This is a genomic window from Kitasatospora sp. NPDC088264, from assembly GCF_040685715.1.
In the GTDB taxonomy this organism is placed as follows: domain Bacteria; phylum Actinomycetota; class Actinomycetes; order Streptomycetales; family Streptomycetaceae; genus Kitasatospora.
The window spans coordinates 33,918-59,643 of the sequence record NZ_JBFBIR010000026.1 but is presented as its reverse complement, the minus strand read 5'-3'; the positions used below and the strand labels follow the sequence as shown (position 1 = coordinate 59,643).

At 73.4% G+C, this 25,726-nt stretch carries 20 protein-coding genes and 1 pseudogene; 8 read left to right on the top strand and 13 right to left on the bottom strand.

What is annotated here, in order from left to right:
* Window positions 1-43: 43 nt before the first annotated feature.
* The 3 genes from AB0O82_RS21120 to AB0O82_RS21110 form a co-directional block, all read right to left on the bottom strand.
* Window positions 44-3,253: a BTAD domain-containing putative transcriptional regulator gene (locus AB0O82_RS21120; RefSeq protein WP_363585506.1), complete on the bottom strand. Its 3,210-nt coding sequence runs from the start codon at window positions 3,251-3,253 to the stop codon at window positions 44-46.
* A gap of 9 nt (window positions 3,254-3,262) precedes the next feature.
* Complete coding sequence (locus tag AB0O82_RS21115) at window positions 3,263-4,207, bottom strand: DUF4184 family protein (protein ID WP_363585505.1); 945 nt, start codon at window positions 4,205-4,207, stop codon at window positions 3,263-3,265.
* Window positions 4,208-4,943: 736 nt separating this feature from the next.
* Window positions 4,944-5,744: a maleylpyruvate isomerase family mycothiol-dependent enzyme gene (locus AB0O82_RS21110; RefSeq protein WP_363585504.1), complete on the bottom strand. Its 801-nt coding sequence runs from the start codon at window positions 5,742-5,744 to the stop codon at window positions 4,944-4,946.
* A gap of 130 nt (window positions 5,745-5,874) precedes the next feature.
* Here AB0O82_RS21110 and AB0O82_RS21105 point away from each other — a divergent pair, with 130 nt between their 5' ends.
* Both AB0O82_RS21105 and AB0O82_RS21100 read left to right on the top strand, forming a co-directional pair.
* Window positions 5,875-6,174 carry a hypothetical protein gene (locus AB0O82_RS21105; protein WP_363585503.1) on the top strand — a complete coding sequence of 100 codons (300 nt, stop codon included), beginning with the start codon at window positions 5,875-5,877 and terminating at the stop codon, window positions 6,172-6,174.
* 81 nt (window positions 6,175-6,255) lie between these two features.
* A pseudogene (locus AB0O82_RS21100) lies at window positions 6,256-6,414 on the top strand (IS630 family transposase); the annotation flags it as partial.
* A 20-nt stretch (window positions 6,415-6,434) separates the two neighbouring features.
* Here AB0O82_RS21100 and AB0O82_RS21095 read toward each other — a convergent pair.
* On the bottom strand, window positions 6,435-7,337 hold the full coding sequence (locus AB0O82_RS21095) for a hypothetical protein (RefSeq protein ID WP_363585502.1): 903 nt from the start codon (window positions 7,335-7,337) through the stop codon (window positions 6,435-6,437).
* Window positions 7,334-7,660 (bottom strand): PadR family transcriptional regulator, encoded by a 327-nt coding sequence (locus AB0O82_RS21090; protein ID WP_363585501.1) that lies wholly within the window; start codon window positions 7,658-7,660, stop codon window positions 7,334-7,336. The genes AB0O82_RS21095 and AB0O82_RS21090 overlap by 4 nt, the downstream gene beginning before the upstream one ends.
* Here AB0O82_RS21090 and AB0O82_RS21085 point away from each other — a divergent pair.
* Window positions 7,655-7,954, top strand: a complete 300-nt coding sequence (locus AB0O82_RS21085; RefSeq protein WP_363585500.1) for a hypothetical protein — start codon at window positions 7,655-7,657, stop codon at window positions 7,952-7,954. The genes AB0O82_RS21090 and AB0O82_RS21085 overlap by 6 nt on opposite strands.
* An 87-nt stretch (window positions 7,955-8,041) precedes the next feature.
* On the opposite strand, the gene AB0O82_RS21080 is transcribed toward AB0O82_RS21085, so the two are convergent.
* Window positions 8,042-8,677 (bottom strand): TetR/AcrR family transcriptional regulator, encoded by a 636-nt coding sequence (locus AB0O82_RS21080; RefSeq protein ID WP_363585499.1) that lies wholly within the window; start codon window positions 8,675-8,677, stop codon window positions 8,042-8,044.
* A gap of 146 nt (window positions 8,678-8,823) precedes the next feature.
* Here AB0O82_RS21080 and AB0O82_RS21075 point away from each other — a divergent pair, with 146 nt between their 5' ends.
* A complete protein-coding gene (locus AB0O82_RS21075) occupies window positions 8,824-9,582 on the top strand; it encodes an SDR family oxidoreductase (protein ID WP_363585498.1) in 759 nt (252 codons plus the stop codon).
* A 170-nt stretch (window positions 9,583-9,752) separates the two neighbouring features.
* Window positions 9,753-9,881 carry a hypothetical protein gene (locus tag AB0O82_RS21070; protein ID WP_363585497.1) on the top strand — a complete coding sequence of 43 codons (129 nt, stop codon included), beginning with the start codon at window positions 9,753-9,755 and terminating at the stop codon, window positions 9,879-9,881.
* Window positions 9,882-10,245: 364 nt separating this feature from the next.
* Here AB0O82_RS21070 and AB0O82_RS21065 read toward each other — a convergent pair whose 3' ends face one another.
* The gene (locus AB0O82_RS21065) at window positions 10,246-10,857 is read right to left on the bottom strand and encodes a TetR/AcrR family transcriptional regulator (RefSeq protein WP_363585496.1); all 612 of its coding nucleotides are present in this window, start codon (window positions 10,855-10,857) and stop codon (window positions 10,246-10,248) included.
* A 167-nt stretch (window positions 10,858-11,024) separates the two neighbouring features.
* Between AB0O82_RS21065 and AB0O82_RS21060 the strand changes: the two genes are divergently transcribed.
* Entirely contained in the window at window positions 11,025-11,984 is a 960-nt protein-coding gene (locus tag AB0O82_RS21060) for a chlorophyllase (RefSeq protein WP_363585495.1), read from the top strand.
* 85 nt (window positions 11,985-12,069) lie between these two features.
* On the opposite strand, the gene AB0O82_RS21055 is transcribed toward AB0O82_RS21060, so the two are convergent.
* The 5 genes from AB0O82_RS21055 to AB0O82_RS21035 form a co-directional block, all read right to left on the bottom strand.
* A complete protein-coding gene (locus tag AB0O82_RS21055; RefSeq protein ID WP_363585494.1) occupies window positions 12,070-12,735 on the bottom strand; it encodes a hypothetical protein in 666 nt (221 codons plus the stop codon).
* Between the two features lie 246 nt (window positions 12,736-12,981).
* On the bottom strand, window positions 12,982-13,182 hold the full coding sequence (locus AB0O82_RS21050; protein ID WP_363585493.1) for an MbtH family protein: 201 nt from the start codon (window positions 13,180-13,182) through the stop codon (window positions 12,982-12,984).
* A 49-nt stretch (window positions 13,183-13,231) separates the two neighbouring features.
* Window positions 13,232-14,047, bottom strand: a complete 816-nt coding sequence (ddaH, locus tag AB0O82_RS21045; RefSeq protein WP_363585492.1) for a dimethylargininase — start codon at window positions 14,045-14,047, stop codon at window positions 13,232-13,234.
* 83 nt (window positions 14,048-14,130) lie between these two features.
* Window positions 14,131-14,955 (bottom strand): ABC transporter permease, encoded by an 825-nt coding sequence (locus AB0O82_RS21040; protein WP_350878844.1) that lies wholly within the window; start codon window positions 14,953-14,955, stop codon window positions 14,131-14,133.
* Between the two features lie 83 nt (window positions 14,956-15,038).
* The gene (locus AB0O82_RS21035; protein ID WP_363375621.1) at window positions 15,039-15,950 is read right to left on the bottom strand and encodes an ABC transporter ATP-binding protein; all 912 of its coding nucleotides are present in this window, start codon (window positions 15,948-15,950) and stop codon (window positions 15,039-15,041) included.
* A gap of 458 nt (window positions 15,951-16,408) precedes the next feature.
* On the opposite strand from AB0O82_RS21035, the gene AB0O82_RS21030 reads away from it, so the two are divergent.
* On the top strand, window positions 16,409-16,885 hold the full coding sequence (locus tag AB0O82_RS21030) for a GNAT family N-acetyltransferase (RefSeq protein WP_363585491.1): 477 nt from the start codon (window positions 16,409-16,411) through the stop codon (window positions 16,883-16,885).
* Window positions 16,886-17,310: 425 nt separating this feature from the next.
* Complete coding sequence (locus AB0O82_RS21025) at window positions 17,311-24,603, top strand: amino acid adenylation domain-containing protein (protein WP_363585490.1); 7,293 nt, start codon at window positions 17,311-17,313, stop codon at window positions 24,601-24,603.
* A gap of 74 nt (window positions 24,604-24,677) precedes the next feature.
* On the opposite strand, the gene AB0O82_RS21020 is transcribed toward AB0O82_RS21025, so the two are convergent.
* The gene (locus AB0O82_RS21020; RefSeq protein WP_363585489.1) at window positions 24,678-25,511 is read right to left on the bottom strand and encodes an alpha/beta fold hydrolase; all 834 of its coding nucleotides are present in this window, start codon (window positions 25,509-25,511) and stop codon (window positions 24,678-24,680) included.
* Window positions 25,512-25,726: the final 215 nt, after the last annotated feature.

The window sequence follows — 25,726 nt, the reverse complement described above, 5'->3', positions numbered from 1 at the left end:
TCTCGGGGCGCATCGCGTGGAACGGCACCGGTCTCGTCATCCGCTACCGGGGGTGAGGGGTCCGGTCGGCGGTCGCCAGGGCGGCCAGCATCGACGTCACGTCGGCGGCCTCCGGGGCGCTGAGGCGGCTGAGCAGTAGGCGCGCCTTCGCTTCCTGATGCCGGGCGGCGTGGTGGTCGCTGCGGGCGGTCATCGCATGGGCCAACACCAGGTGGGCGAGAGCGCGTTCGCGCTGTCGCCCACCTGCTTCTGCGAGGTCCAGTGCCCGCTCCGCCTGCTGAACGGCCTCGTCGAGCCGTCCGAGCAGGCGCAGGACGTCGGCCAGGCGGCTTCGGGCGGCCGACTCCCGGTTGAGATCGCCGGTGACGCCCGCGCAGCAGATGCAGGACCGCAGCTGCGCCGCGGCGTCGTCGAGTCGGCCCAGTTCCTGGTAGGCGAGGCCGAGGACGTAGTGCACGTACGCGGTCATCGCGACGTCGGCGGTCCCCCCGGGTTCGGCGAGGATCCGCTGACAGGTCTGCACCGCCGTGGCCACGTGACCGGTGCGGATGCGGGACAGGGCCGCGTTCGCGGTGCTCGCCACCTCGCCGGACCGGTGGCCGAGCTGCCGGGCGAGCGCCACCGCCTCGTCGAAGGCGGCGATCGCCTCCTCGTGCCGGCCCTCGGCCTGGGCGATGAGGCCCAGGTCGTTGAGGGCTTGCCGGAGAACGGCCGGGTCCTCCGCCTCCCGGCAGGCTTCGGCCGCCTGCCGGGCCTGTGCGCCGGCCTCGCCGAGCCGGGCCCGGGCCAGCAGGACCGTGCCGAGGAGGAACCGCGACCGGCCCTCCGCGCAACGGTCGCCGGCCGCGACGGCGGCGGCGATCAGCGTGCGGGTGGCGTCTTCCGCTCGGCCGCCGACGGCGCCGAGGCCGAGCGGGCTGAGGGCGATCAGCAGGTTGACGGCCGCCCGCAGGTCGGTCATCGCCGAGGGCCGGCCGTCGGCGAGGGCGCGCAGGGTGTCCGTCGCGACGGCGGCCGCGAGCGCCACGGCGCCGGGTGTCTCGGTCCGGGCCCACCGGCGGGCGTCCGCCAGATCCGCGAAGACCGGGGATACCGGGGAGACCGGGGAGACCGAGGGGCGCAAGGAAGCCGGGGCGACCGGGGAGCGGCCTGGACGGGCGGCCGGGGAGCGGCCAGGAGGGGCGGCCGGCTGCTGGAGCGGCTCGCCGAAGACGTCGGCGACCGGGTCGCCGGGTACGGCGAGGGTGAAGGCCGTACGGGCGCAGCCGAGCAGATGGGTCAGCAGCCGCTGCTGGGCGCCGGCCCGTTCGTGGTCGCCGGTCCGCAGCGACGCCCGGCGGGCGAAGGCGCGCACCAGGTCGTGGTAGCGGTAGCGCCCGGCGCCCGTCGACTCCAGCAGCGCCTGGTCCACCAGCGACTCCGCGAGCCGCTCCGCCTGGTACTCCGCCAGGCCCAGGACTGCGGCTGCCGATGCCAGACCGAGGTCGGGCTCCGCCCAGGAGAGCATCCGGAACGCCGTGGCCAGGGGTGGTGGGAGCAGCCGGTAGCTGAGCTCGAAGACCTGCTCGATCGCCAGGTCGCCCGTGCGCAGGGCGTCGATGCCCTCGCGGTCGTCGGCCAGGCTCCGGACGAGCTCGGCGATCGGCTGGTCCGGGGTGGCGGCGAGCCGGGCCGCGGCGATCCGTACGGCCAGGGGGAGCCGGCCGCAGGCATCGACCAGCATCCTGGCCTGGGGGCCCTGTCCGGACCGGCGTGCCGCGCCGATGACCGAGTCGAGCAGGCCGATCGCCTCGGGCTCGCTGAACACGTCCAGCGCGACGTGCAGGACCGACGGCACACTGGTGAGCACCGTGCGACTGGTGACGATGACCGCGCAGTCCGACGAGCCGGGCAGCAACGGCTGGATCTGGGCCTCGTCGCGTGCGTTGTCCAGGAGGATGAGCAGCCGTCGTCCCGCGCTGGCGGTCCGGAACAGCGCCGACCTGCTTTCTAGGTCCTTGGGCACAACTGCCGCCCGGACGCCCAGCGTTGTCAGGAAGTCCGCCAGGATGTCGGACGCGTTCGCGGGCACCAGGTCGGCGCCGCGCAGGTCCGCGTACAGCCGGCCGTCGGGGAAGTCCGGGCGCACGGTGTGGGCGGCTCGCACCGCGAGGGTCGTCTTCCCCACCCCGGCCATCCCGGTCACGGTCACCAGTCGCAGTGCGGGGCTGGTCCGTCCGGCCGGTGCTTGCCCGGTCAGCGCTTGTCCGATTCCGGCGATGTGCTCCTGCCGTCCGATGAACTGTGCCAGCACCGGGGGGAGTTGGTCCAGGGCTTCACTGTCGGCCGCATCGCCTGCGCTGCGGTCGACGTCTCGTTCGACGTCTCGTTCGGCGCCTCGGTCAGCCGACGCGGGCGATAACGGTACGTCTGGGCGTAAGCCCGGACCGGGTGCAGCGGTCCTCGATCGCATGGCGGCATCCACACCGAGATCGTGACACAACTCCGTGAGCGCGGGCGCCGGTTCGATCCCCAGCTGCTCGACCAACCGTAATCGAAGCGCGTCGTAGACCGCACGCGCCTCGGACGTGCGCCCTTGCCGCCGCAGCGCGCGGATGAGCAGTTCCTGGAGGCGCTCGTGGAGCGGGTGGTCACCGGCCAGCTGCTCCAGCTCCGACAGGTAGCCGGAGGGAGCGTCGAGGGCCGCGCCGAGTCCCGCACCGTGGGCCACGTCGAGGGCCACGTCGAGGGCGAGGCGCTCCTCCAGGAGGGTGAGGCGCAGCCTCGAAAGCCGCTCCCGCTCGCGGCACATGAGCGGCCCTGGCAGGCCGGCGAGCGGCTCCCCGCGCCACTGGGCCAGGGCTTCTCCCAGTGCGTTCCGGGCGTCCTGCGGGCGCTTGGCGGCGCACGTCCCGGCCAGTTCCTGCAAGCGCTTGACCCGCCACAGGTCCACGCGGTCCGGCTCGACGGCCAGACGGTAGCCACCCGTTCGGGAGACCAGCACCCTGGGCGCCGTGCGCACGGGCTCCAGCAGGTTCCGCAGCTGCCACACGTAGGTGCGCAAGCTGGTGTCGGGCGCACCGGGCGGCCGGTCTCCCCACAGGCCGTCGATCAGCTCGTCGACCGTCACGACCGCGTTCGGGCGCAGCAGCAGGGCGGCCAGTACCGACCGCTGCTGCGGGCCGCCGAAGTGCAGGTCCGTGCCGGCGCGCCGGACCCGCAGCTCGCCGAGTAACGCGAAGCTCAGCGAATCCTGATCATGATCTGGACGCACGTGTTCCCCTCATCTGGTCGGCCGGGTACCGAACCGGCCATCGGCCTCTGCCTGGTGTTCCGATTGTCGGTGAACGGCCCCGCGTTCTCCCTGCGGACCCGGGCGTACTGTGTCAACTCTGCCCCGGCGGAGGCGGGTTGCCGTGAGGGCGCGCCGACTCCACCACATGAGGACGTACAGGGCCAGGCTGCCGATCAGGCCGGCGCCCGCGCCCTTCGCCGCGTCGGACAGCACCCCTTCGACGACGGCGCTCAGCGGCAGCCCGTCGGCCACCGCCTCCGGGCCGGCGAGCCACCGCCAGGCGTGGGCAACGGCTCCGACGAGCGTGACCAGGGCCATGGCGAGGAGGACGGGGCGCCGGGTTTCGCTGCCAGGCTTCGTGCGGCCCTCAGTGGCGAGGAAGCGGGCCCGCCTCGGCCACACGTACACCGCGATGGCGGCCAGGCCGCCGATCGTGCTCGCGTGCTGCAACGCCCGCGCCCAGGTGAGGCTGCCCACCAGCGTGGAGTTGAGCCAGGGCGTACGGGCGACCACGAAGCCGTCGAAGTGGGTGAAGGCGTCCCAGACCAGGTGCGTGGCGATGCCGATCAGGGCGGACAGCACGATCCACCCGGCTCGTCGCGCCAGCGCGCCGGCAGCGCGGAGCCGCGACGCGGCGCTGGGCTCCGGCAGCGGCAGCGGCAGCAGGGACGCCAGCGGGCGTTCGCCGGCGCGGAGCAGTCCCCACAGGGCGAGGGCGTACGGCAGGGCGACGGTGACGGCGCCCGGAGCGCTGTGCGAGGTCGTGGCGTTGACGAACGGTTCGTACCAGGACTGCGCACTGACGGGCAGTCCCGTGGTGACGACGAAGTAGGGCAGGTCCGGTGCGACGGCTCCGGCGACCAGCGCGGCCCGGCTGAAGGGTCTCCGCAGCAACGGCAGTACGGCCGCGGGGTGGGCCAGGGTGAACGGCATGAGCATCCTCTCGCGCAGACCTCAATAGTCCGTCGAACGGAATGCTACGTCAAACGGACTAATGACCTCTGGCGAATGCGCCGCGTCATCCCTCGCGGCTCCGGCTGCGGCGGGCGACCGTGCTGTCGATGCCCAAGGCCCGATAGGCCAGATGGGCCTGAACGCCGTCCGGAATCCAGCATCCTCCCCATCCTCCCCGTCACGGTCGCGGCGGGTCCGCTCGCAGAAGCCAACCCTCACCACCGGCGAACTCAATGCCCTGGAAGGAAGCACCGAACGCCACCTGGTCGAACCCGACTTCCCGGTGCAGAGAGGTTGTCGTCTTTCCAGGCTTGAGGACTGCGTTCTCGCTGGTCAGGCATAGGGTCGGCGGTCTCGTGGCAGTGGTGACGTGTCGTGTCGTCGCTTTGGTGGAGGTCGAGGATGCCGTCGGTTGTGGGACTGCTGGAACAGCGTGAGCTCACCGCTCGCCGTCGTGTCGACGATCTGCGGGAGGAGGCCGACCGCCTCCAGGCGGAGCTGGCCGTGGCCGAGCGGGAGTGGAACGAGTGGGTCATCGCCCGCTCACGCGCTGGCGAGGTACTGGCCCCGGGCAACGACGCCGTCGTCGGCCCCGCCGCCTCCGAGGGTCTGCCGGCTCCCGGTGTGCAACCGGCGCGGCCCGAACCGGCGGAGGCGGCGAACAATCGTGTCCTACCGGCTCGAGGCCCGGTCCCCGCCCCGTCCCCGCTACGTCCTACTTCTCCTCCGGCTCCCAGGCGCGGAGCAGGTCGAGCAGCCCTGCGTCTCCGTCAACGTGCAAGGAGTCGGCCTGGATCCGGTCGTACAGGTAGAGGACCAGCTCACTGGCCGTGCCGTGGACGGAGGCGCCGGCTGCGTCCGAGTCCTCGCCGGTCGCGGCGGTGGGCGCGGGGATGCGGGTGGTGCGTGCGCCGTCGCCGTCGACGGTGAGGCGCCAGGAGCGGCCCTCGGCGGCGTGGAAGTCGAAGGCCGTGGGCTTGTGCGGCCAGGCACTCGGCGTTCCGCAGACGGTGAACAGGAACTCCTCCACACCGTCGAGTACCACCTCGACCGGCAGCGGCTGCGGGGCGCCCCAGGCGAGCTGGGCGTCGTACGTGTGCACCGCGGTCTCCTGGACCCGGTGCCGGGCGACACCGCCGGAGGTTGGCGGTGACTGCGACGCGGGCCACCACGTCCAGCAACCGCTCTCCGGTCCTGCCTCGCGCAGGGCGCTCAGCAGAAGCTGCGTCGACGCGGCCAGCCAGGCCAGCAGGGCCTCACGCTCCCGCGGCACTACCAGAGCGGCGCGCGCGGCGACGGCCTCGGCCGGGGGCGCGTCGGCAGGCCCCGCACCGACGATGGCGGCCCAGAAATGGTCTCCCCCACCCAGGTGCTTCACCAGATCGAACAACGTCCACCCGGGGCAGGTCGGCACCTGCGCGTCAAGACTGGGCGCGGCGGCAACCACGGCGCGGAATGCGGTCGACCGTTCATCGATCAGTCGCAGCAGGTCAGGGAACTCAAGATTCTTTTCCACGCCGGATGTCTATCACCGTGCTCCGGTGATCGGACAGCGATTTTCACAGTCGCCGCCGGTTGGCCACTGCGGACGTCTCGCCTCCCACCGCTCGGGTGACAAGCTGCGCACTGCTGCGAGGACGCCGGTGGTGGCGGTACGCCAGGCGTCGTGCCTGTGGGTGCCCTGGCCTCGCCGCGCGGCCGGGCACCTCGGCGACGTGACGTCCACCCGGTACGCGCTGTTCGGAGACCTTGTGTCGCGCCTCGAGGACGACTTCGCCATGCGGTGTGCGACCGAGCGAGACGCCCAGGACCGCAGTGAGTACGGTCGTGTCACCGTACCGGCAGATGCGACCGTGTGCGGGACTCGGATCGTCGTCTGCGTGAGCAAGTTCGGGTCGCCGGCCCTGGTCTGCGCGGACAACCCCGGTGCCTTCCTGGTGCTCTGACCGCGAAGGTTCACCGGGTTCGCGGTGGCACGGTCCGGACCGGTTGGACGTGGGTGGACATCCGAGGTTCGGGGAGGCGTGGTGGCGGAGCCGGTCAAGGTTCGGAGACTGGCCGGCCAGGAGGGCCAGCAGTTACAGCGGATTGTGCGGCGTGGCAGTACGGGTTCGGTGCGCTACCGGCGGGCGATGATGTTGCTGGCCTCGGCCGGCGGGAACCGCGTGCCGGTCATCGCCCAGCTGCACCGTCCCCGAGCTGCCGGTCAGCGGAGGAGGCGACCGCTTCGCTTCAGGCGGCCGGCGAGCCCGACGGCCACCACGGTGGCCGGCAGCGCGGCCGCCAGGCACGCCACGACAGCCGCCTCGCCCCACGCCACCGTGTAGGCGTGGGCGAGCAGCGGCGGGGAGGCCAGGGCCATCGCCGCCAGCTCGCGGCCGCCCCGCGATCCACTGGACCAGGTCAGCGCGACACCGGTCGCGGCGAGGACGACCAGCGGCCAGCACCCGTAGTCGGTGCTGACCCACGGCACCCCGTGCGAGGCGATGGCCGCCCGCGGCACGACCACGAGCGCGACCACGGCAGCGGCCTCGCCCGCTCGCCCCGCCGCGACGCCCTCCGCCCGCCGGTCCTGCGGGCAGGCGAGCAGCACGGCCGCCGCCAGAACCATCGCGGCCGGGGTGACCACCGGGTCACCGAACCCCGGCCCGCTGACCACCGCGGCCACCGCGAAGGAGAGCAGCCCGGCCACCGCGCAGGGCACCCCCACGCGCCACCGGCCGGCCAGCGCCGCTACCGCCCCCGCGACCACGACCAGCGACGAGACGAGCAGCGCGCCCCACGCCCCCGACAGGTCGGCTTCGAGTCGCACCCCCAACGGGGCGGGCGAGGAGACGACGTCGGCGTACCAGGTCAGCAGGTGCAGGCCGCAGGCGGCGGCCGAGGCGGCCAGCGCGAAGGGGTACGCCAGCGCGAGGACCTTCGCGACGGGAGCGGCCGGGCCCAGCCCCATCCGCATCCTCATCGCGTGCGCCGCCAGACCCGCGCCCTCCCGCAGCCGCGAACCCAGCGGCTCGCCCGCGGTCATCTCGCGGAAGGTCGCGACGATCTCCCCGCCGTGGGCCCGGCGGTAGGCGGCGGGATAGAGCCGCAGGACGCGCTCGATCATGCGGAAGCCGCCGGCGGCTCGGCGACGGACAGGCGGCGGGTGGCCTCCTTCGCCGCCGCGGCCAGGCGCTCGGCCTCCACCGCGAGCCGCTCCCGCCCCGCCGGGGACAAGGTGAAGATCCGCCGGGCCCGGCCGTCGACGATCTCCTCGCGGTCGATGTCGATCAGGCCGTCGGCCAGCAGCCGGTCCAGGGCCCCGTACAGCGCACCCGTGCGCAGCGCGACCCGGCCGCCGGTCATCGTCTTGACCTCCTGCGCGATGGCGTATCCGTGCCGGGGCGCGTCCGCGAGGGCGGTCAGCACCATCAGGGTGGGCTCTTGCATCACACGTTCACTCACCTCACGAAGATAGTCACTCCGCCGGACCATCTCAACGCGGTCGGTCGGGGTCCTGAGGTGCGGTGCCGGGGCTTATCGCCGTTCGGCGCGTCATTCGGCGCTCCGTTCGGCGCGTCATTCGGCGCGTCATTCGGCGCTCCGTTCGGCGCTCCGTTCGACGCCCGGTTCCTGCGCGGGCAGGCCGCGGAGCAGCGTGCCGAGGAACAGTTCGAAGCGGGGGGTGCTGTCGCCGAGGTCGAGGGGGTGCTCCTGAACAGCGGTGATGCGCTGACCGCTTGAGCTCGCCTTCGTTTGCCGACAGGTATCGCGGGTGAAGGCGTCGCGGTCTTTGGCATTGCGCGTCAGTGTCGAAGTTCCGGCTTCCGGTCAGGCCAGCGGGTCGGGGGTGTATCTGGCGAGCATGGTCTCGACGGCCTCTTCGACGGCGTTGTGAATGTCGGAGGCTGCGGGGTTCCAGCCGGTCAGCAGCATGCGGGGCCACAGGACGTAGTTGGCGATCATGCCGAGGAACTGGTTCGCGGCGCTCTCAGCGTCGGGCACATCAGCGTTGCCCGCCTCATGCTCGGATTCCAAGTAGTGCTGGACGGAGGCGAAGTAGGGCAGTTTGCCGAGCTGGAACTGCATCCGTCCCAGCTCGGGGAAACGAGGCAGTTCGGCGATGACGATCCGGAACAGGCCTGTCATGCGGGGCTGGCTGATCAGGTCGGCGTAGCGGTGGCCGATGGCTGTCAGCCCGGAGCGCAGATCTCCCGCCTGCGGCCGGGCGGCGGTATCGCCGGCGTCACGCTGCCAGGACTCGGTGACGATGGCCTCGAAGAGGGCCGCCTTGGTGGGGAACCGCTTGAACAGGGTGGACTTCGAGACCCCGGCCGCTTCGGCGATCCGTGCGAGGGAAGTGCCGGCGTAGCCACGGTCCAAGAACAGTTCTGTGGCCGCGGAGGTGATCGCCTCGCGCTTCTGCTGGGCGAGCCTGCGGTGATGCGCGGTGAGTTCTGCTGCCATGCGGAGAGTATGCCGCAGTCCCGAGGCGAGTCACTTGACTCGCCTCGGGGGCCCGCTTACGGTGCACCAACAAGGCGAGTCAAGTGACTCGCCTCTGATCTGTGGCACCTGGGCGAATCCTGGTTGTCGCACGGTGGAGGAAGTTCATGACAATCGACAAGATCGCTTTGGTGACCGGTGCGAATCGCGGCCTCGGGCGCAGCGCGGCCATCGCCCTGGCCACACGCGGAGTGCGGGTCGTGGTCACCCACCGCGGCGATGTGGCCGGGGCTGAGAGGACGGCGGAACAGGTGCGGGCCGTGGGTGGGACTGCCGCTGTTCTCCGGCTCGACATCAGCGACGTCTCCTCCTTCGCGTCCTTCACCTCCGAACTGGGCGCGCAGCTGGAGCGCTGGGGTACTTCGAGGCTCGACATCCTGGTCAACAACGCGGGAGTGGGAGTCTTCGGGCCGCTGGAGACTGTCACGATCGACGACTTCGACACGGTGATGGGCACCAACGTCCGGGGCACGTTCTTCCTCATCCAGTCGCTCGTGCCGCTGCTGGCCCAGGGCGGCCAGGTCATCAACGTCTCGACGTCACTGACCCGCCACACCAGCCCCGCCACCTCGGCCTACTCCGCGTCGAAGGCCGCCGTCGAAGCTCTGAGCCGCACCCTCGCCGCAGAACTCGGACCACGCGGCATCCGGGTCAACTCCATCGCCCCGGGGCCGACCGCCACCGACTTCAACGGTGGAGCGATGCGGGACGACGCCGGAATGCGCCAGGTTCTGGCCGGACAGACCGCGCTCGGCCGCGTCGGCGAACCTGAGGAGATCGGCGACGCCATCGCCACGCTGGCCTCCGAGGGACTGCGCTGGGTCACCGCCCAGCGCATCGAGGTCTCCGGCGGCGCTCTCCTGTGACGCCGGGCGACGGTCGGTAGGGAAGCAGGCAGTGACGGCCCCGGCTCACTCCGAGCCGACCAACTCGTCCTCATCCTCATCCTCGTCCAGCTCTGGCGCATCAGGGTCCCGAAGCGGGCTCAGGGCGCCGGCGGCCGGAAGGATGGCGGTGACCACTGTGCTGGACGACCATGATCGTTCTCACCGATAACGGCTGTACCGATGTTCAACTCGGCGCCGCCAGCTACCAGCCGGCCCCCGGCGACGTGGAGGGCTGGGCCTTCGGCGCGGGCGGCCAGCCGAGCGTCACCGCGCCGTAGCACCGACCCGGTACGCGCGCCGCTGCGGACGACCTGCGGCGGCGCGCGCTTGGCGGGCACCGCCGCCATCCTCTACTTCACACTCGTGGTGCACCTGCCCGCCGCACTGGCCCTCTCTGTCAGCCTTGGGTGAGACAGCCCGCTTTGGCGGGTTGGCCTGAGAGGGCCCGAGCAGCAGTTCCACCCCTGGTGACCAGCACCGATCCGTCCGCCCGTGGTGGACGAGGCGTTCACCGCCGTCGAACACGAGCTGGGCATCACGGCCGCAGCCGGGGCGGGGCATAGTGATCAGGTCCATCCACGCCATGCCGGCCAGGACCGGCCGAACCGAGGAGAGCTCACGGTTGCGGAAGGCCGTGGCCCGTCAGGATGACGGCGGTCGCTGGAGGCCCTGGAGGAGCAGGTCGACCAGGCGGCGGGGGTCGTAGCGGGGGTCGTCGTCGCGGCCGGCGCAGAGGTTGCCGATGCCGCGCATCAGTTCGTAGGCCTGCGTTCCGGGCCTGGTCTCGCCGGCCTCGGCCGCGGCGGCGAGCAGTTGGGCGCAGACGGGCACCAGGCGGTCGAGGAAGTAGGCGTGCAGCGCGTCGAAGCCGCCGCCGTCCGATTGCAGCGCGTTGGCGAGTCCGTGTTTGGTGACCAGGAAGTCGACGAAGAGGTCGACCCATTGGCGAAGTGCCGCGAACGGGGAGTCGGCCTCGGCCAGCAGGGCCGGGCCGGCTTCGGCGCAGGCCTCGACCTGGTGGCGGTAGACGGCGACGACGAGGTCCGCGCGGGTCGGGAAGTGGCGGTAGATCGTCCCCGTTCCGACGCCCGCCCTGGCCGCGATCTCGCGGATCGGCGCGTCGACGCCGGAGGAGACGAACACCTCGGCGGCGGCGGCCAGCAGCGTCTGCCGGTTGCGCTGCGCGTCGGCCCGCCTTCCCCTGGCCGGCGACTCCCCGGGCCGGGTCTCCCCGGACTGGCCCGCAGTGGACACCACGCTCTCCTCCCGATAGTCGTTGACGAAGCGGAACGCTGTTCCGTATAGTAAGTGGAACAAGGTTCCGGTTTCAGCATAGCCGAAACCGGACGCTCCCGACCGCCTCGCCCGCCGCCGGCCGCTCAGGCCCGGCCGGGAGAGGCCCCTGAAGGGACATGCGCACCATGAGCGAATCGACGCACCCGGCCGACACCTTCGGCCCGCCCGTTCCCGTCCTCTCCGTCAGTCCGGTCGTCCTGCCGGTGCCCGGCCGGGCCGTGGACCTGGAGGTGCGGGTCTCCGCGCCGCTGACCGGGAGCGACCTGCCGGTCGTCCTCCTCTCCCACGGCCAGGGCCACTCGAACAACCTCTCCTCGCTGAACGGCTACGCCCCCCTCGTCAACTTCTGGGCCGCGCACGGCTTCGCCGTGATCCAGCCCACCCATCTCAGCTCGACGACGCTGGACCTCGCCCCCGACACCCCCGGGGCACCCATGTACTGGCGGTCCCGGGCCGAGGACATGACGCACATCCTCGACCGGCTCGACGCGATCGAGGCCGCCGTCCCCCAACTCCTCGGACGCCTGGACCACGGCAGGGTCGCCGTCGCCGGGCACTCGATGGGCGGGCACACCGCGAGCCTGCTGCTCGGCGCCCGGCTCACCGACCCCGACGACGGGACGACGGTGGACCTGGCCGAACCCCGGATCACGGCGGGCGTCCTCCTGGCCGCACCCGGCAGGGGAGGTGACGCCCTCACCCCGCTGGTGGCCGAGAACTACCCCTTCCTCTCGACCCCGGACTTCTCCCGGATGACGACGCCCGCGCTCGTGGTCGCCGGGGACAAGGACGCCTCCGCCCACCTGACGGTCCGGGGGCCGGACTGGCACACCGATCCGTACACCCTCTCCCCCGGCCCCAAGTCGCTGCTCACCCTGTTCGACGCGGAGCACGGGCTCGGCGGCATCTCCGGATACGACGTCGCCGAGACCACGGACGAGAACCCCGCACGGGTCGCGCTGCTCCAACGGCTCACCTGGGCCTACCTGCGCACCGCGCTCCACCCCGGCGACCCCGCCTGGCAGACGGCATGCGACGCGCTGACGGCCGAAGCCGACCCGCTCGGCCGGGTCGACTCCAAGTAGCACCGGCCGAGCGCGTGCGTCATTCGACGCCGTCTCCTCGGTGAGTGCCAGGGCGCGGGTGGTCGACGGCCGCCGACCACCCGCGCTACTCCACCGGCGAAACGTGCAGCGCGGGAAGCGTTGGGGCCGTGGCCGGTCGTCCCGTCAACTCGCGGTAATGGCGCACCCGGAACACCCCGGACAGGCTCGCCGTCACCGTCACGGCGACCGCCAGCCAAAGGGCAGCGCCCGCCATGGCGAGCACCCCGAAGACCCGGTCGACCGCCGTGAGGCCCAGGCCGAAGACCGCCACCGACGGAAGGAAGGACAACAAGACGGGCAGAGCGATCCAGGTCGAACTGCGCGCGGTGTCCCCGCCGCGGGCCCGGAACGCCTGCCGGGAAGTCCGCATCGCCTCACGGACCCCGATGCCGTCGATCATCATCGCCGGCAGTACCAGGTAGGAGGCCATCGCCCACGAGAGCCCGACCAGCAGCAGCGACCCGAAGAAGATCACCACCACCCCGACCAGTGCCCACACCACGATCGCCGGCAGCCGCCGCAGCGCCCGCCCGTAGCCGGCCCCGATCCCGACCGGCCGCCCCTGCATCGCGTCATCCGCCGCGGCGACCAGCACCGCGTTGAAGAACGTGGCGCAGACCGCCCCGACGAGGATCGCGACCACCACCAAGGCCACGTTCCCCAGGACGGCCCCCGACCACAGCCCCGTCACCCCCAGGGCGAGCGCCCCGACCAACCCGGCGAGCACCACGCCGGCGATCCCGGGCAGGAGCAGCAGCGCCTTTGTGCTCCCACATCACCCGCGCCGATTCCCTGACCGGCCTCTCCGTGTACAACGTCCCACCCCAAAGGTTCTCAACCGGGCGCGGCCGGCCACTCCCGGGGCCCCTCCGGCAGCTCCAAGCACGCTTCCTGATCGGCCGATTCGTCGAACTCGTCGCGCAGCGGCCTCAGCAGGAACTCTGCCATCCCGTGGGGCAGCGGGGCGGGGCGGCGGTCAGTCGTGGGTCAGGGTTCGGGGGCGGATGTCGGGCCAGGTCTGCTCGATGTGGTCGAGGCAGGCCTGCCGACGCGCCGCGCCGAACACCGTCTTCCAGCCCTCGGGCACGGCGGCGAAGGCGGGCCAGAGTGAGTGCTGGCCCTCTCCGTTGACCAGGACCAGGTAGTCGGCGTCGGGGTCGTCGAAGGGATTCGTCACCACGTCGTCCTCTCGTGCTTGGTGAAAACCGGTGAGCTTGCCGGTGTGGTCAGCGGCCGCGCAGTTCCAGGGTGCAGCACTTGACGCTGCCGCCCGCCTTGAGGAGTTCGGTGAGGTCCACGCCGATCGGCTCGAAGCCGCGTCGGCGCAGTTCGCCGATCAGGTGGGTGGCCGACTCGGGGAGCAGGACGTGGCGGCCGTCGGAGAGCGCGTTGAGGCCGAAGACGGCGGCGTCCTCGGCGGTCGCCTGGATGGCGTCCGGGAACAGTTCGCGCAGTACCGCCCGGCTGCCGGGGGTGAAGGCCTCCGGGTAGTACATGATCTCGTCGTCGGAGAGGACGGCGAGCGCCGTGTCCAGGTGGTAGAACTCCGGGTCGACCAGGGTCAGGCTGGTCACGGGGACGCCGAAGAACTCCTGGGCCTCGGCGTGCGACCTCGGGTCGGTGCGGAAGCCCGTGCCGGCCAGCAGCCGACGGCCGGCCAGCAGGTAGTCGCCCTCGCCCTCGTTGATGTGCTCGGGCCACAGCAGTTCGGACCAGCCCTGCTCGCGGAACCAGGACAGGTAGGCCGGGCCCTCGGCCGTGCGCTCGGCGTGGCGGAAGCGCGCGCCCAGGACCTTCCCGTCGACCACGGTCGCGCCGTTGGCCGCGAAGACCATGTCGGGCAGTCCGGGCAGCGGGTCGATCTCCTCGACGGTGTGGCCGAGGTCGCGGTAGAGGTCGCGCAGCCTGGTCCACTGGGCGAGCGCGAGCGCGCCGTCGACCGGCTTCTCCGGGTGCATCCAGGGGTTGATGGAGTAGCTGACGCCGAAGTGGCTGGGCCGGCACATCAGGAAACGGCGCTGGCTTGCGACGCGGGCTGTCATCGGGGTGGTTCTCCTTGGTCTGCGTGCTGCGTGCTACGTGGTGTTCGTGTTGCTCCGGGGGTCCGGGAAAGTCCGGGAGCCGTTCAGTCGATGAGCCGGCGGCGCATCCCGCGGACGGCCAGGAACCAGGCGAGGACGGCGAATGCGGCCAGGACGGCCCCGTGCAGGGCGTCGCCCGCCCCGAGCGTCCCGAAGGCGGCGTGGCGCACCAACTGCGTGCAGTGGTAGATCGGGTTGACGGCCGCCACCCCCTGGACCCAGTCGGGCAGCCCGTCCAGCGGGAAGAACACGCCCGCGGCCATCACCAGCGGTGTGAGCACGCCGGACACCACGAGCCGCAGCCAGTCGATCGCCGGCACCAGGCAGGACACCCACATGCCGAGCAGGGCGAAGGCGAAGCCGGAGACCAGCGCCACCAGCGGCACCAGCAGCAGCTCCGGCCCCGGCGGCAGGCCGATGGCGAGGCAGACCAGCAGCGGCGCGGTGCCGTAGACGGAGGACTTGACGGCGATCCAGGACGCCTCGGCCGTGACCAGTTCCCAGACGTCGACGGGCTGGCACAGGACGGCGTCGTAGATCTTCTGGTACTTGCGGCGGTTGAAGCTCTCGAACATCCCGGCGAAGGCCGAGGCGAAGAGCACCGAGGTGACCACCATGCCGACGCCGACGAACTGCGGGTACGGGTGCCCCTGGACCGAGTCGATCAGCCGGCTGAAGCCGATGCCGAACCCGGTCATGTAGACCAGCGGCTCGATCAGCGAGCCGAAGGTGATGGCGGGCCAGTAGCGGCGGAAGAGCAGCAGTTCGCGCAGCCACACCGCCCGCATGGTCGGCCACAGGGCGGGCGGGAGGCCTGGGGCGGGACCGGTCTGGGCCTCGGTGCGGGGCATGGGCGTCGCCGTGGTCATCGGGTGTCCTCTCTGTGGGGGCGAGCAGGCGGGCGGGCAGGCGGCCGGTGGGCCAGGGGGGCGAGGGAGCGGCCGGCCCGGGCTCAGCCGAACAGCTCTCCGGTCAGCGCGACGAACACGTCCTCCAGGGAGGTCGGGCGCAGCACGTCCGGCGGTCCGAGACGCTCGCGCAGCTGCGCGGAGATCGTCTCGGCGCGCAGGACGGAGACCGCCGGCCCGGTCCGCCGGCTGGGCAGTCCGGCCCGGGCGGCCTCGGCCTCGACGAGTTCGCGCCGGGCCGCGTCGCCCCGGTACTCGGCGGCCTGCGCGCCCGCGTGCGCGCGCAGCAGTTCGGCGGGGGTGCCCCGGGCGATCACCCGGCCGCCGGTCACCACGGCCACCTCGTCGGCGAGCCGTTCCGCCTCTTCGATGTAGTGGGTCGACATGACCACCGTGGTGCCGCTCTCGCGCATCCCGTCGATGACGTCCCACAGGTCCTGCCGGATCTGCGGGTCCAGGCCCACGGTGGGCTCGTCCATGAGCAGCAGCCGCGGGTTGTTGACGATGCCCCGGGCCAGTAGGACCCGTCGGCGCATGCCGCCGGAGAGCGCGTCGGCGCGGGTGTTCGCGCGGTCGGTCAGCCGGACGGCGGCCAGCGCCTGGTCGACCGCCTCACGGTAGCGCTCGCGCGGCAGGGCCGTGAACCGGACGAAGACGTCGAGATTCTGGCGCACCGTCAGTTCGGGGTCGATGTTGTCGTGCTGCGGGACGACGCCGACCAGGGAGCGGGCGCGGCGGGAGTCCTCCGGCATCCGGTGCCCGAACACCTCCACGGTGCCCGCGTCCGCGCGGGTCTGCCCGGTGAGCATCCGCATGGTGGTGGACTTGCCCGCGCCGTTGGGCCCGAGCAGGCCCAGGAACATGCCGGGCGGCACTTCCAGGTCCAGGCCGCCCACCGCGGTGGTGGCACCGAACGTCTTGACCGCGCCGCTGATTCGGACGGCAGGAGTGTCCACGCGGGCGCTCCTTTCGGGGAGTCGGGGAAGGCAGGAGAAGCGCAGGGGATGTGCAGGGGATGTGCGGGGGAAGACGAGGGGAAGGCGGAGGAAGTCGGGCGAAGCCAGGGGAAGTTCGGCGTCGGGGAAGGTACAAGGGAAGTCGGGGAATGTCACCGCCCGGTGCGCCGAAATCCTCGCTCCCCGGGGGCCGGGCCCGCGCGATCATCTAACCGCAGAATCGACTTGTCAGGAACCTGCTTTCGGGGGTTCCCCTGTCCATGACCAGGTGTTAGGTTGCTCGAAGATCAATGCCGCCGGGACGCACTATGTCGGCCCATCCGGGGGGAAATTCGGCTCCATCGCCCGTAGTTCGCGACCGTAGCGTCGGTGTGCGACGGGTGCCGATCACGTATTCCTCCTTCGGTCGTCACCCGCGGCACCACCGCCCCTTCACACACCTGACCGAGGAGATGTGGATGCAGTCCGACGGACCGCTCACCGCGAACGTCCGCCTGCGGGCCGCGGTAGCCGAGGACGCCGGTGTCGTCACCGAGGTCTTCCTGGCCTCCCGCACCGCGACCATGCCGTACCTGCCCCGTCTGCACAGTGACGAGGCCACCCTGAGCTGGATCACCCACGTCGTGCTCCCGGACACCCGGGTGTGGCTGGCCGAGGAGGCCGGGACCGGGGCCGTGCTGGGCTTCGCCTCGCTCGACGGCAACCTGCTCGACCACCTCTACCTGCGCCCCGAGGTGCGCCGCCGCGGCATCGGGACCGTGCTGCTGGAGGCCGTCAAGTCGGCCAGCCCGCAGGAGCTCTCGCTGCACGTCTTCCAGAAGAACACCGAGGCGCGCGCCTTCTACGAGCGGCACGGCTTCGTCGTGGTGGACACCAACGACGGCAGCCGCAACGAGGAGAACGAGCCGGACATGACCTACCGCTGGACCGCGTGACTCCCGCCCGCACAGCGCGGTAGCCGGTACCCCCCCCGCCGAGGGACGTCGGCGGGCCCCCGCGGCCCCGGAGCCCACAAGGACCCCCGGAGGCCACCACGGCCGGGGGCCCGCGACGGCCCCGGGACCCCCGGCGGCCCGCACACCACCACGGTCCGTGAATCACCGCGGTCCGCAGATCACCACGGCCCGCTCATCACCACGGCCCGCTCATCACAACGGCGGGGCTCGCCACGGCCTGAACTCACCACGGCCGCGGCCCCCGACGGCCCCGGGGCCCACGACGCCCCGCGACTCACCGTGGCCGCAACTCACCACGGCTCACCACGGCCGGGGCCCACAACGGCCAAGAGCCACCGGAAACCACCGTCCGGCCCGCCCGACCCACCCGGCCGGCGGGGCGGTTCCACCTGGAGGGATGCCCCGTGCTGGGCGAACACAGCCTGCCCGCGGAGACACCGCTGTCGTACGCACAGTTGGCGCTCTGGTTCAACGACCGCCTCCAAGGCGGCGACGCCTCGTACAACGTCCCGGTGGCGCTGCGGCTGACCGGCCCGGTCGACCACGAGGCGCTGCGGTGCGCCCTCGCCGACGTGGTGGAGCGGCACGCGGCCCTGCGTACCGTCTTCCCCGAGCGCGACGGCGTGCCGCGCCAGCACGTGCTGGCGATGGCCGAGCTGCCGCCGGTCCTCACCGTGGTGCCCGTCACCGAGGAGGAGCTGCCCGCCCTGATCGAGGCCGGGGCCGGGCACGTCTTCGACCTGGAGGCCGAGGCCCCGCTGCGGGTGCACCTGTTCGTGCTCGGCCCGCAGCAGCACGTGGTGCTCATGGTGCTGCACCACATCGCCGGCGACGGCTGGTCGCTGGCCCCGCTGGCCCGCGACCTGAGCACCGCCTACCTGGCCCGCAGCCAGGGCCGGGCGCCCGTCTGGTCCCCGCTGCCCGGCACGTACGCCGAGTACGCCGTGCGCCAGCACGCGAACCTCGGCGACCTGGACGACCCGCAGGGCCAGGGCGGGCGGCAACTCGCCTACTGGCGCCAGGCGTTGGCGGGCCTGCCGGACTTCCTGGAGCTGCCCACCGACCACCCCCGCCCCGCCGCGATGTCGCACCGGGGCGAGTACTTCCCGTGGGACCTCCCGGCCGAGCTGCACCGCGAGCTGCTGGCGCTGTCCCGCTCCTGCCGGGTCAGCATGTTCATGGTGCTCCAGGCGGCGCTGGCGACGGTGCTGACCCGGTCGGGGGCCGGTACGGACATCCCGATCGCCAGCCCGATCGCGGGCCGCACCGACGAGCGCTACGACGACGTGGTCGGCTACTTCGTCAACCCGCTGGTCCTGCGCCTGGACACCTCCGGTGACCCGACCTTCCGCGAGCTGCTCAAGCGGGTGCGCCGCACCGACCTCCAGGGCTTCGCCCACCAGGAGTTCCCGTTCGAGCGGCTGATCACCGCGCTCAACCCGCACCGCTCGCTGGGCTGGCACCCGCTGTTCCAGGTGATGCTGGCCTTCCAGAACACCCCCGAGGCCTCCCTCGCGCTGCCCGGCATCGAGACCGAGATCGCCGAGGCGGGCCCGGGCGGAGCGAAGTTCGACCTGTCCTTCAACATGCGCGAGGTGCACGACGCCGACGGCGCCCCGGCCGGGCTCGGCTGCTTCGTCGAGTACAGCACCGACCTGTTCACCCGCGCGGGCGCCGAGGCCCTGACCGCCCGGCTCGGCCGGCTGCTCGCCGCGGCCGCCGCCGACCCGGACCAGCGGATCGGCGAGTACGACCTGCTCGGCGCCGAGGAGCGGCTCGACCTGTTCGAGCGCGCCCACGGGCCCGCCCTGCCCTTCCCCGCGGTGCCGCACGACGACGCCCCCGCGGTGCCGCACGACGGTACCGCCACGATGACGCACGACGGCGCCCTCACCGCGACCCAGCACGGCGCCCCCGCGGTGACGTACCACGGCGCCTTCGAGGAGCGCGCCGCCCTGGAGGGCGAGGTCACGGCCCTCGTCGCCGAGGACGGCCGGTTCACCTTCGCCGAGGTCAACGAGCGCGCCAACCGGCTCGCCCGGGAGCTCGTGCGGCGCGGGGCCGGCCCCGAGCGCTACGTCGTCCTGGCGCTGCCGCGCACCACCGACCTGCTGATCGCGCTGCTCGCCGTCATCAAGTCGGGCGCCGCCTACGTACCGGTCAGCCCCGCCATGCCGCGCGAGCGGCTGGCCGGCATCCTCGCCGACGCCGCCCCGGTCTGCGTGCTCGCCACGGCCGCCGACGCCGGCCGGCTGCCGGACGGCGCGCCCGTCCTGGTGCTGGACGAGCCCGGGGCGCGGGCCGCCGTCGCCGCCCACCCCGGCGGGAACCTGACGGACGCCGACCGCACCGGCCCCACCGGCCCGGACGACCCGGCCTACGTCATCCACACCTCCGGCTCGACCGGCGTGCCCAAGGGCGTGGTGATCCCGCACGGCGGCCTCAGCAGCCTGATGCACCACCACCGCACCCGCATGGTCCGCCCGTCCGGCGGCCCGCAGGGCCGGCGGCTCCAGCTCGGCCTGGTCGCCTCGATCACCTTCGACACCGCCTGGGAGCCGCTGTTCTGGCTGCTGGAGGGCCACCCGCTGCACCTGCTGAGCGACGAGGTCCGGCTCGACCCGCAGGCCCTGGTCGGCTACGTCCGCCGGGAGCGCCTCGACTTCCTGGACCTCACCCCGACGTACGTCCCGGCGCTCACCGCCGCCGGCCTCTTCGCCGAGGGCCACCACCGCCCGGCCGTGCTGATGCTGGGCGGCGAGGCCGTCGGGCCGGCGCTGTGGACCGAACTCTCCGCCCTGCCGGACGTCGCGGTGTTCAACTACTACGGCCCGACCGAGTGCACCGTCGACGCGCTCGCCTGCTCCCTGGCGGACAGCCGCACCCCCGTCATCGGCCGCCCGCTCGACAACACCCGGGCGTACCTGCTGGACGACCTGCTGCGCCCCGTCCCGCTCGGCGTGCCCGGCGAGCTCTACCTGTCCGGGCCGCACCTGGCCCGCGGCTACCTGCGCCGCCCCGCCCTGACCGCCGAGCGCTTCGTCGCCGACCCGTACGGCCCGCCCGGCGCCCGGATGTACCGCACCGGCGACCTCGCCCGGATGCGCCGCGACGGCCAGGTGGAGTACCTCGGCCGGGCCGACGGGCAGATCAAGATCCGCGGCTTCCGGATCGAGCCCGGCGAGATCGAGGCGGTGCTGCTGCGCCACCCCGCGATCGTGCAGGCCGCCGTCCTGGCCCGGGGCGCCGGCGCCGAGGAGCGCCACCTCGCCGCCTACCTGGTGACCGAGGACGGGAACGCCCCCGACCTCGCCGAGGTGCGCGAGCTGCTGGCCGGGCAGCTGCCCGACTACATGATCCCGGCGGCCTACGCCGTCCTGGCCCGGCTCCCGCTCAACTCCAGCGGGAAGCTGGACGGTTCCGCTCTTCCCGAGCCCGGGCTGCGGGCCGCCACCGGCCGCTCCCGGGCCCCCCGGGACGCCCGCGAGGCCGCGCTGTGCGCGCTGCTCGCCGAGGTCCTCGGCGTGGCCGAGGTCGGCCCCGACGACGACTTCTTCGCGCTCGGCGGCCACTCCCTGCTCGCCACCCGGCTGGTCAGCCGGGTGCGCACCGCCCTGGGTGCCGAACTGCCCATCCGGGCGGTCTTCGAGAGCCCGACGGCCGCCGGGCTCGCCCGCGCGGTGGACGCCGGGCGATGTCGCCCGGCGCTGACGGCCGCCGCCCGCCCCGAGCGGATCCCGCTCTCGCACGCCCAGCGCCGGCTCTGGTTCCTCCAGCAGCTGGACCCGCACAGCGACGCGTACCACATCCCGCTGGCCCTGCGCCTGACCGGCGCCCTGGACCGGGACGCCCTCGCCGCCGCGCTGCACGACTGCGCCGCGCGCCACGAGGCCCTGCGCACCGTCTTCCCGCTCCCCCGCGGCGAGGACGCGGCTCCCCACCAGCGGATCCTCGCCCCGGAGCAACTCCCGCCGCTGCTACGGCACTCCGGCGCCGCCACGGTGACCGAGGAGGGCCTGGCCGAGGCCCTGCGCACCGCCGCCGCCCAGCCCTTCGACCTCGCGTCGGAGCCACCGCTGCGCGCCCACCTCTTCGCCCTCGCCCCCGAGCGGCACGTCCTGCTGCTGACGGTCCACCACATCGCCTGCGACGGCTGGTCGATGGGCCCGCTCGCCCGCGACCTGGGCGCCGCCTACCAGGCCCGGACGGCCGGCCGGGCCCCCGAGTGGACCGCCCTGCCCGTCCAGTACGCCGACTACACCCAGTGGCAGCTCACCCTGCTCGGGGACGACGAGGACCCGGGCAGCACCGCCGCCCGGCAGTGGCAGTACTGGAGCGGGGCGCTGGCCGGCCTGCCCGAGGAGATCGCGCTGCCGGTGGACCGGCGGCGCACCGCCGAGACCGGCCAGGAGGCCGGCCGGGTGCCGCTGCGGCTGAGCGGCGCGGACCACCGCGCCCTGGCGGAGCTCGCCCGGGCCGACGGCGCCAGCCTCTTCATGGCCGTCCAGGCCGGTCTGGCGGCGCTGCTCACCCGCCTCGGCGCGGGCACCGACCTGCCGATCGGCACCCCGATCGCCGGGCGCACCGACGAGGCCCTGGACGACCTGGTCGGCTTCTTCGTCAACACGCTGGTGCTGCGCACCGACACCGACGGGGACCCGGGCTTCCGGGAGCTGCTGCGCCGCGTCAAGGACGCCGACCTCGCCGCCTACGCCCACCAGGACCTGCCGTTCGAGCGGATCGTCGAGCTGGTCAACCCGGAGCGCTCCCCCGGCCGCCACCCGCTCTTCCAGGTCGCCCTGGTGATGGAGCAGGCGGGCGCCGCCGTGGAGATCCCCGGCCTCGACAGCGAGTTGCTCACCGCCGGCCCGGCGCCGGCCAAGTTCGACCTCACCGTCACCCTGGGCACGCCCGCCGGCCCGGACGACGAGCTGACCGGCGCCGTCGAGTACCGCGCCGACCTGTTCGACCGGGCCACGGTCGAGGCGATCGCCGGCTACCTGACGCGGCTGCTCGGCGCGGCCGCGGCCGACCCCGAGCGGCCGATCTCCCGGCTCGAACTGTCCGCCGAGGGCGAGCGGCCTCGGCTGCTGGAGCGCTCCGCCGGCGAGCGGCGGGAGCTGGCGCCGACCACGCTGGCCGCCCTGGTGTCGGCAGGGCTCGCCGCGCCGTCCGACACCCCCGCCCTGGTGTTCGAAGGCCGGGAACTCGGCCCGGCCGAGCTGGACCGCCGGATCGACGCGCTGGCCCGCCGGCTCGCCGCGGTCGGCGTCCGCCCGGGCAGCCGGGTCGCGGTGGCCGTGCCCCGCTCGGTGGAGCTCGTGGTGGCGCTGTGCGCCGTCCACCGCGCCGGCGGCGCCTACCTCCCGCTGGACCCGGACTACCCGGCCGACCGGCTCGCGTACATGCTGGCGGACGCCCGCCCGGCCGCGGTGATCGCCGCCCCGGAGCAGGCCTCCGCGCTGCGCCCCGCCGAGGGCGTGCCGTGCCTGTCACCGGAGGACCTGCCGGCGCCCGAGGGCGTCACGCCGACCGCCCCCGGCCCCCGGGACCCGGCCTACGTGATCTACACCTCGGGCTCGACCGGGCGGCCGAAGGGCGTGCTCGTCCCGCACCACGCCATCGCCAACCGGCTGCGCTGGGGCCAGGAGGAGTACCGGCTCGGCGCCCGGGACGGCGTGCTGCAGAAGACCTCGGCCAGCTTCGACATCTCGCTGTGGGAGTTCTTCTGGCCGCTGATCACCGGCGCCACCCTGGTGCTGGCGAAGCCCGACGGGCACCGCGACCCGGCCTACCTGGCAGAGCTGATCCAGCGCGAGGGCGTGAGCGTCGCCCAGTTCGTGCCGTCCATGCTGGACGTCTTCCTCCAGCACCCGCGGGCCGCCGAGTGCACCGGGCTGCGCCTGGTCGTGGCCAGCGGCGAGGCGCTGCCCGCGGCCACCGTGCGCCGGTTCCGGCAGGTGCTCCCGGGCGTCCGGCTGGACAACCTCTACGGGCCCACCGAGGCCACCGTGGAGGTGACGGCCTGGGAGTGCGGCCCGGCGGACGAGCAGGCGCACCCGGTGCCGATCGGGCGGCCGGTCTGGAACTCCGGCGGCTACGTCCTGGACACCGCCCTCAACCCCGTCCCGCCGGGCGTGCCGGGCGAGTTCTACCTGACCGGCGAGCAGCTCGCGTACGGCTACCTCGGCCGCTCGGCGCTCACCGCCGAGCGCTTCGTCGCGGACCCGCACGGCGCGCCGGGCACCCGGATGTACCGCACGGGCGACCTGGCCCGCCACCGCCCCGACGGCGTGGTGGAGTACCTGGGCCGGGTGGACAGCCAGGTGAAGCTGCGCGGCCACCGGATCGAGCTCGGCGAGATCGAGACCCGGCTCGGCGAGCACCCGGCGGTCACGGCCTGCGCCGTCGCCGTGCGCGAGGACCGGGCCGGCGCCGTACGGCTGGTCGCGTACGTGGTGCCGGACGGCGCCGCGCAGCCGCCCACGGCCGCCGCGCTGCGCGCCCACCTGCGCGGCCACCTGCCCGACCACATGGTGCCCACCGCCTACGCGCTGCTCGGCGCGCTCCCGGTGACGGCCAACGGCAAGCTGGACCGCCGGGCGCTGCCCGAGCCGCAGACCCACGTCGAGAGCCGGGCCCGGGAGCCGCGCACGCCGGCCGAACGCACGCTGGTCGCGGTCTTCGCCGAGCTGCTGGGCGTGCCCGCGGTCGGCCCGGAGGACGACTTCTTCCTGCTCGGCGGCCACTCACTGCTGCTGATCCGGCTGGTCGAGCGCATCCACGCGGAGTTCGGCGTCGACCTGCCCGTGAAGACGCTGTTCGAGGCGCCGACCCCGGCCGCGCTGGCGCAGCGGCTGACCGGGCAGCGGCCCGGGCGCGCCGACGCCCCCTTCGAACCGCTGCTGGCGCTGCGGGCCGCGGGCGGCCGGGCACCGCTGTTCTGCGTCCATCCGGTGACGGGCGACGGCCTCGGCTTCATCGGCCTGCTGCGCGGGCTCGACCCGGACCAGCCGGTCTACGCCTTCCAGGGCATCGGCCCGGTCGGCGGCGGGGAGCGGCCGGCCGACGTGGACGGCCTGGCGCGGGAGTACCTGGCGCGGATGCGCGCCGTCCAGCCGCACGGCCCCTACCGGGTGCTCGGCTGGTCCTTCGGCGGGCTGGTCGCGCACCAGATCGGCGTGCTGCTGCGCGAGCAGGGCGAGCAGGTCGACCTGGTCGCGCTGCTGGACAGCCATCCGGCGCCGCCGGACGCCGGGGAGGTCACCGACACCGCCGTGCTGGCCGAGCTGCTGACGGCGACGGGCGCGCCCGCCGCCGAGGTGGCGGCCGTCCTGGCGCAGCAGTGGCGGCCCAAGCCCTCGGAGCTCCTCGACCGGCTGGCCGTGGCGCTGCGCGAGGCCGCGCCGCGCGACGAGGACGAGCTGGCGGTGTTCCTCGACTCCTGCCGCTACCACGCCGGGCTGATGGCGGCGTGGACCCCGGGGGTGCTCGACGCGCCGCTGACCACCTTCACCGCGACCGGCGACCACCGGCCGCAGCAGACGGTGGCCGTCTGGTCGGCCCACACCACCGGGCCGGTGGCCGACCACCCGCTCGCCGCCCGGCACCTGGACCTCGCCGACGCCGGGCCGATCGACGAGATCGCCCGGGTCGTCGCCGCCGTCCTGCGACGGGCCGACGAGGGCCGGCGATGACGGTCCGTCCGGAGCGTTCCGGACGGACCGCCACCCGCCGCCCGGCCCCGTCGTACGGAACCGGGCGGCCGGGGTCAGGCGCCCGGCGCCCGGCCCTCCTGGGGGCCGTCCGCGGTGTCCAGGCACGCCCGGGCCTGCGCCGCGAGCTCCGCGAGCACCTCGGCCCGCTGCTGGTGCAGGAAGAAGTGGTCGCCCGGCAGGATGCGGTGGCGGAAGCCGGCCGCCGTGGTGGACCGCCAGCCGGTGATCCACTCCGGTCCGGCCATCAGGTCGTCGGCGCCGCCGAGCGCCAGCACCGGGCAGGGCAGCACGGTCGGCCGGATCCGGTCGTTGTACTCGCCCAGCAGGGTGACGTCGGCCCGGAGCACCGGCAGGATCATCTGCATCAGGTCGGCGAACTCCAGCACCTCGGCCGGGGTCCCGCCGAGGCCGACGATGCGCTCCAGGAGTTCGTCGTCGGTGAGTCCGTGCAGCCGGGTGACGTCCGGCGTGCCGGGGGCCCGGCCGCCGGAGACCACGAGGGACAGCGGCAGCGGCAGCGCCTCGGCGGCGAGCCGGCGGGTCGTCTCGTAGGCGATCCGGGCGCCCATGCTGTGGCCGAAGAGGATGAACGGTTCGTCCGCCGGGCGGCTCGCCAGCAGGGCGAGCAGGCCGTCGACGACCTCGTCCATGACGGCCGACGGCGGCTCGGCGAGGCGGGTGCCCCGGCCCGCCAGTTCCACCGGAACGATCGTCAGGCCCGGCTGCTCGCCGGACCGGGCCCACGGCAGGTAGGCGCTCGCGGAGCCGCCGGCGTGCGGCAGGCAGTAGACGCGCACGGGCCCGGACCGCCCGTTCGGCGCGGCGTCCCGGTGCCACGGCGTCCATCGGGCCACCTCGTCGTGCTGTACGGCGGACGAACCGGTCATCGCTGCTCCTTTTTCTTCCCCAGTCAATTACGCGAAGCCTGAACAGGCCTCCCACACGACTTTATGCGGTAATTCACGGGTTGGTCCAGCCCGTATTCCGGCATGCCCCGAGAAGGTCTAACCGGGCGATGCCGCAGCTCAGTTGTGCCCTGAAATAGTTGGTTGGCGCATAAGGATCTTGAGTCTTTCCCGGAACACCGAGCTCTGTTACGGTG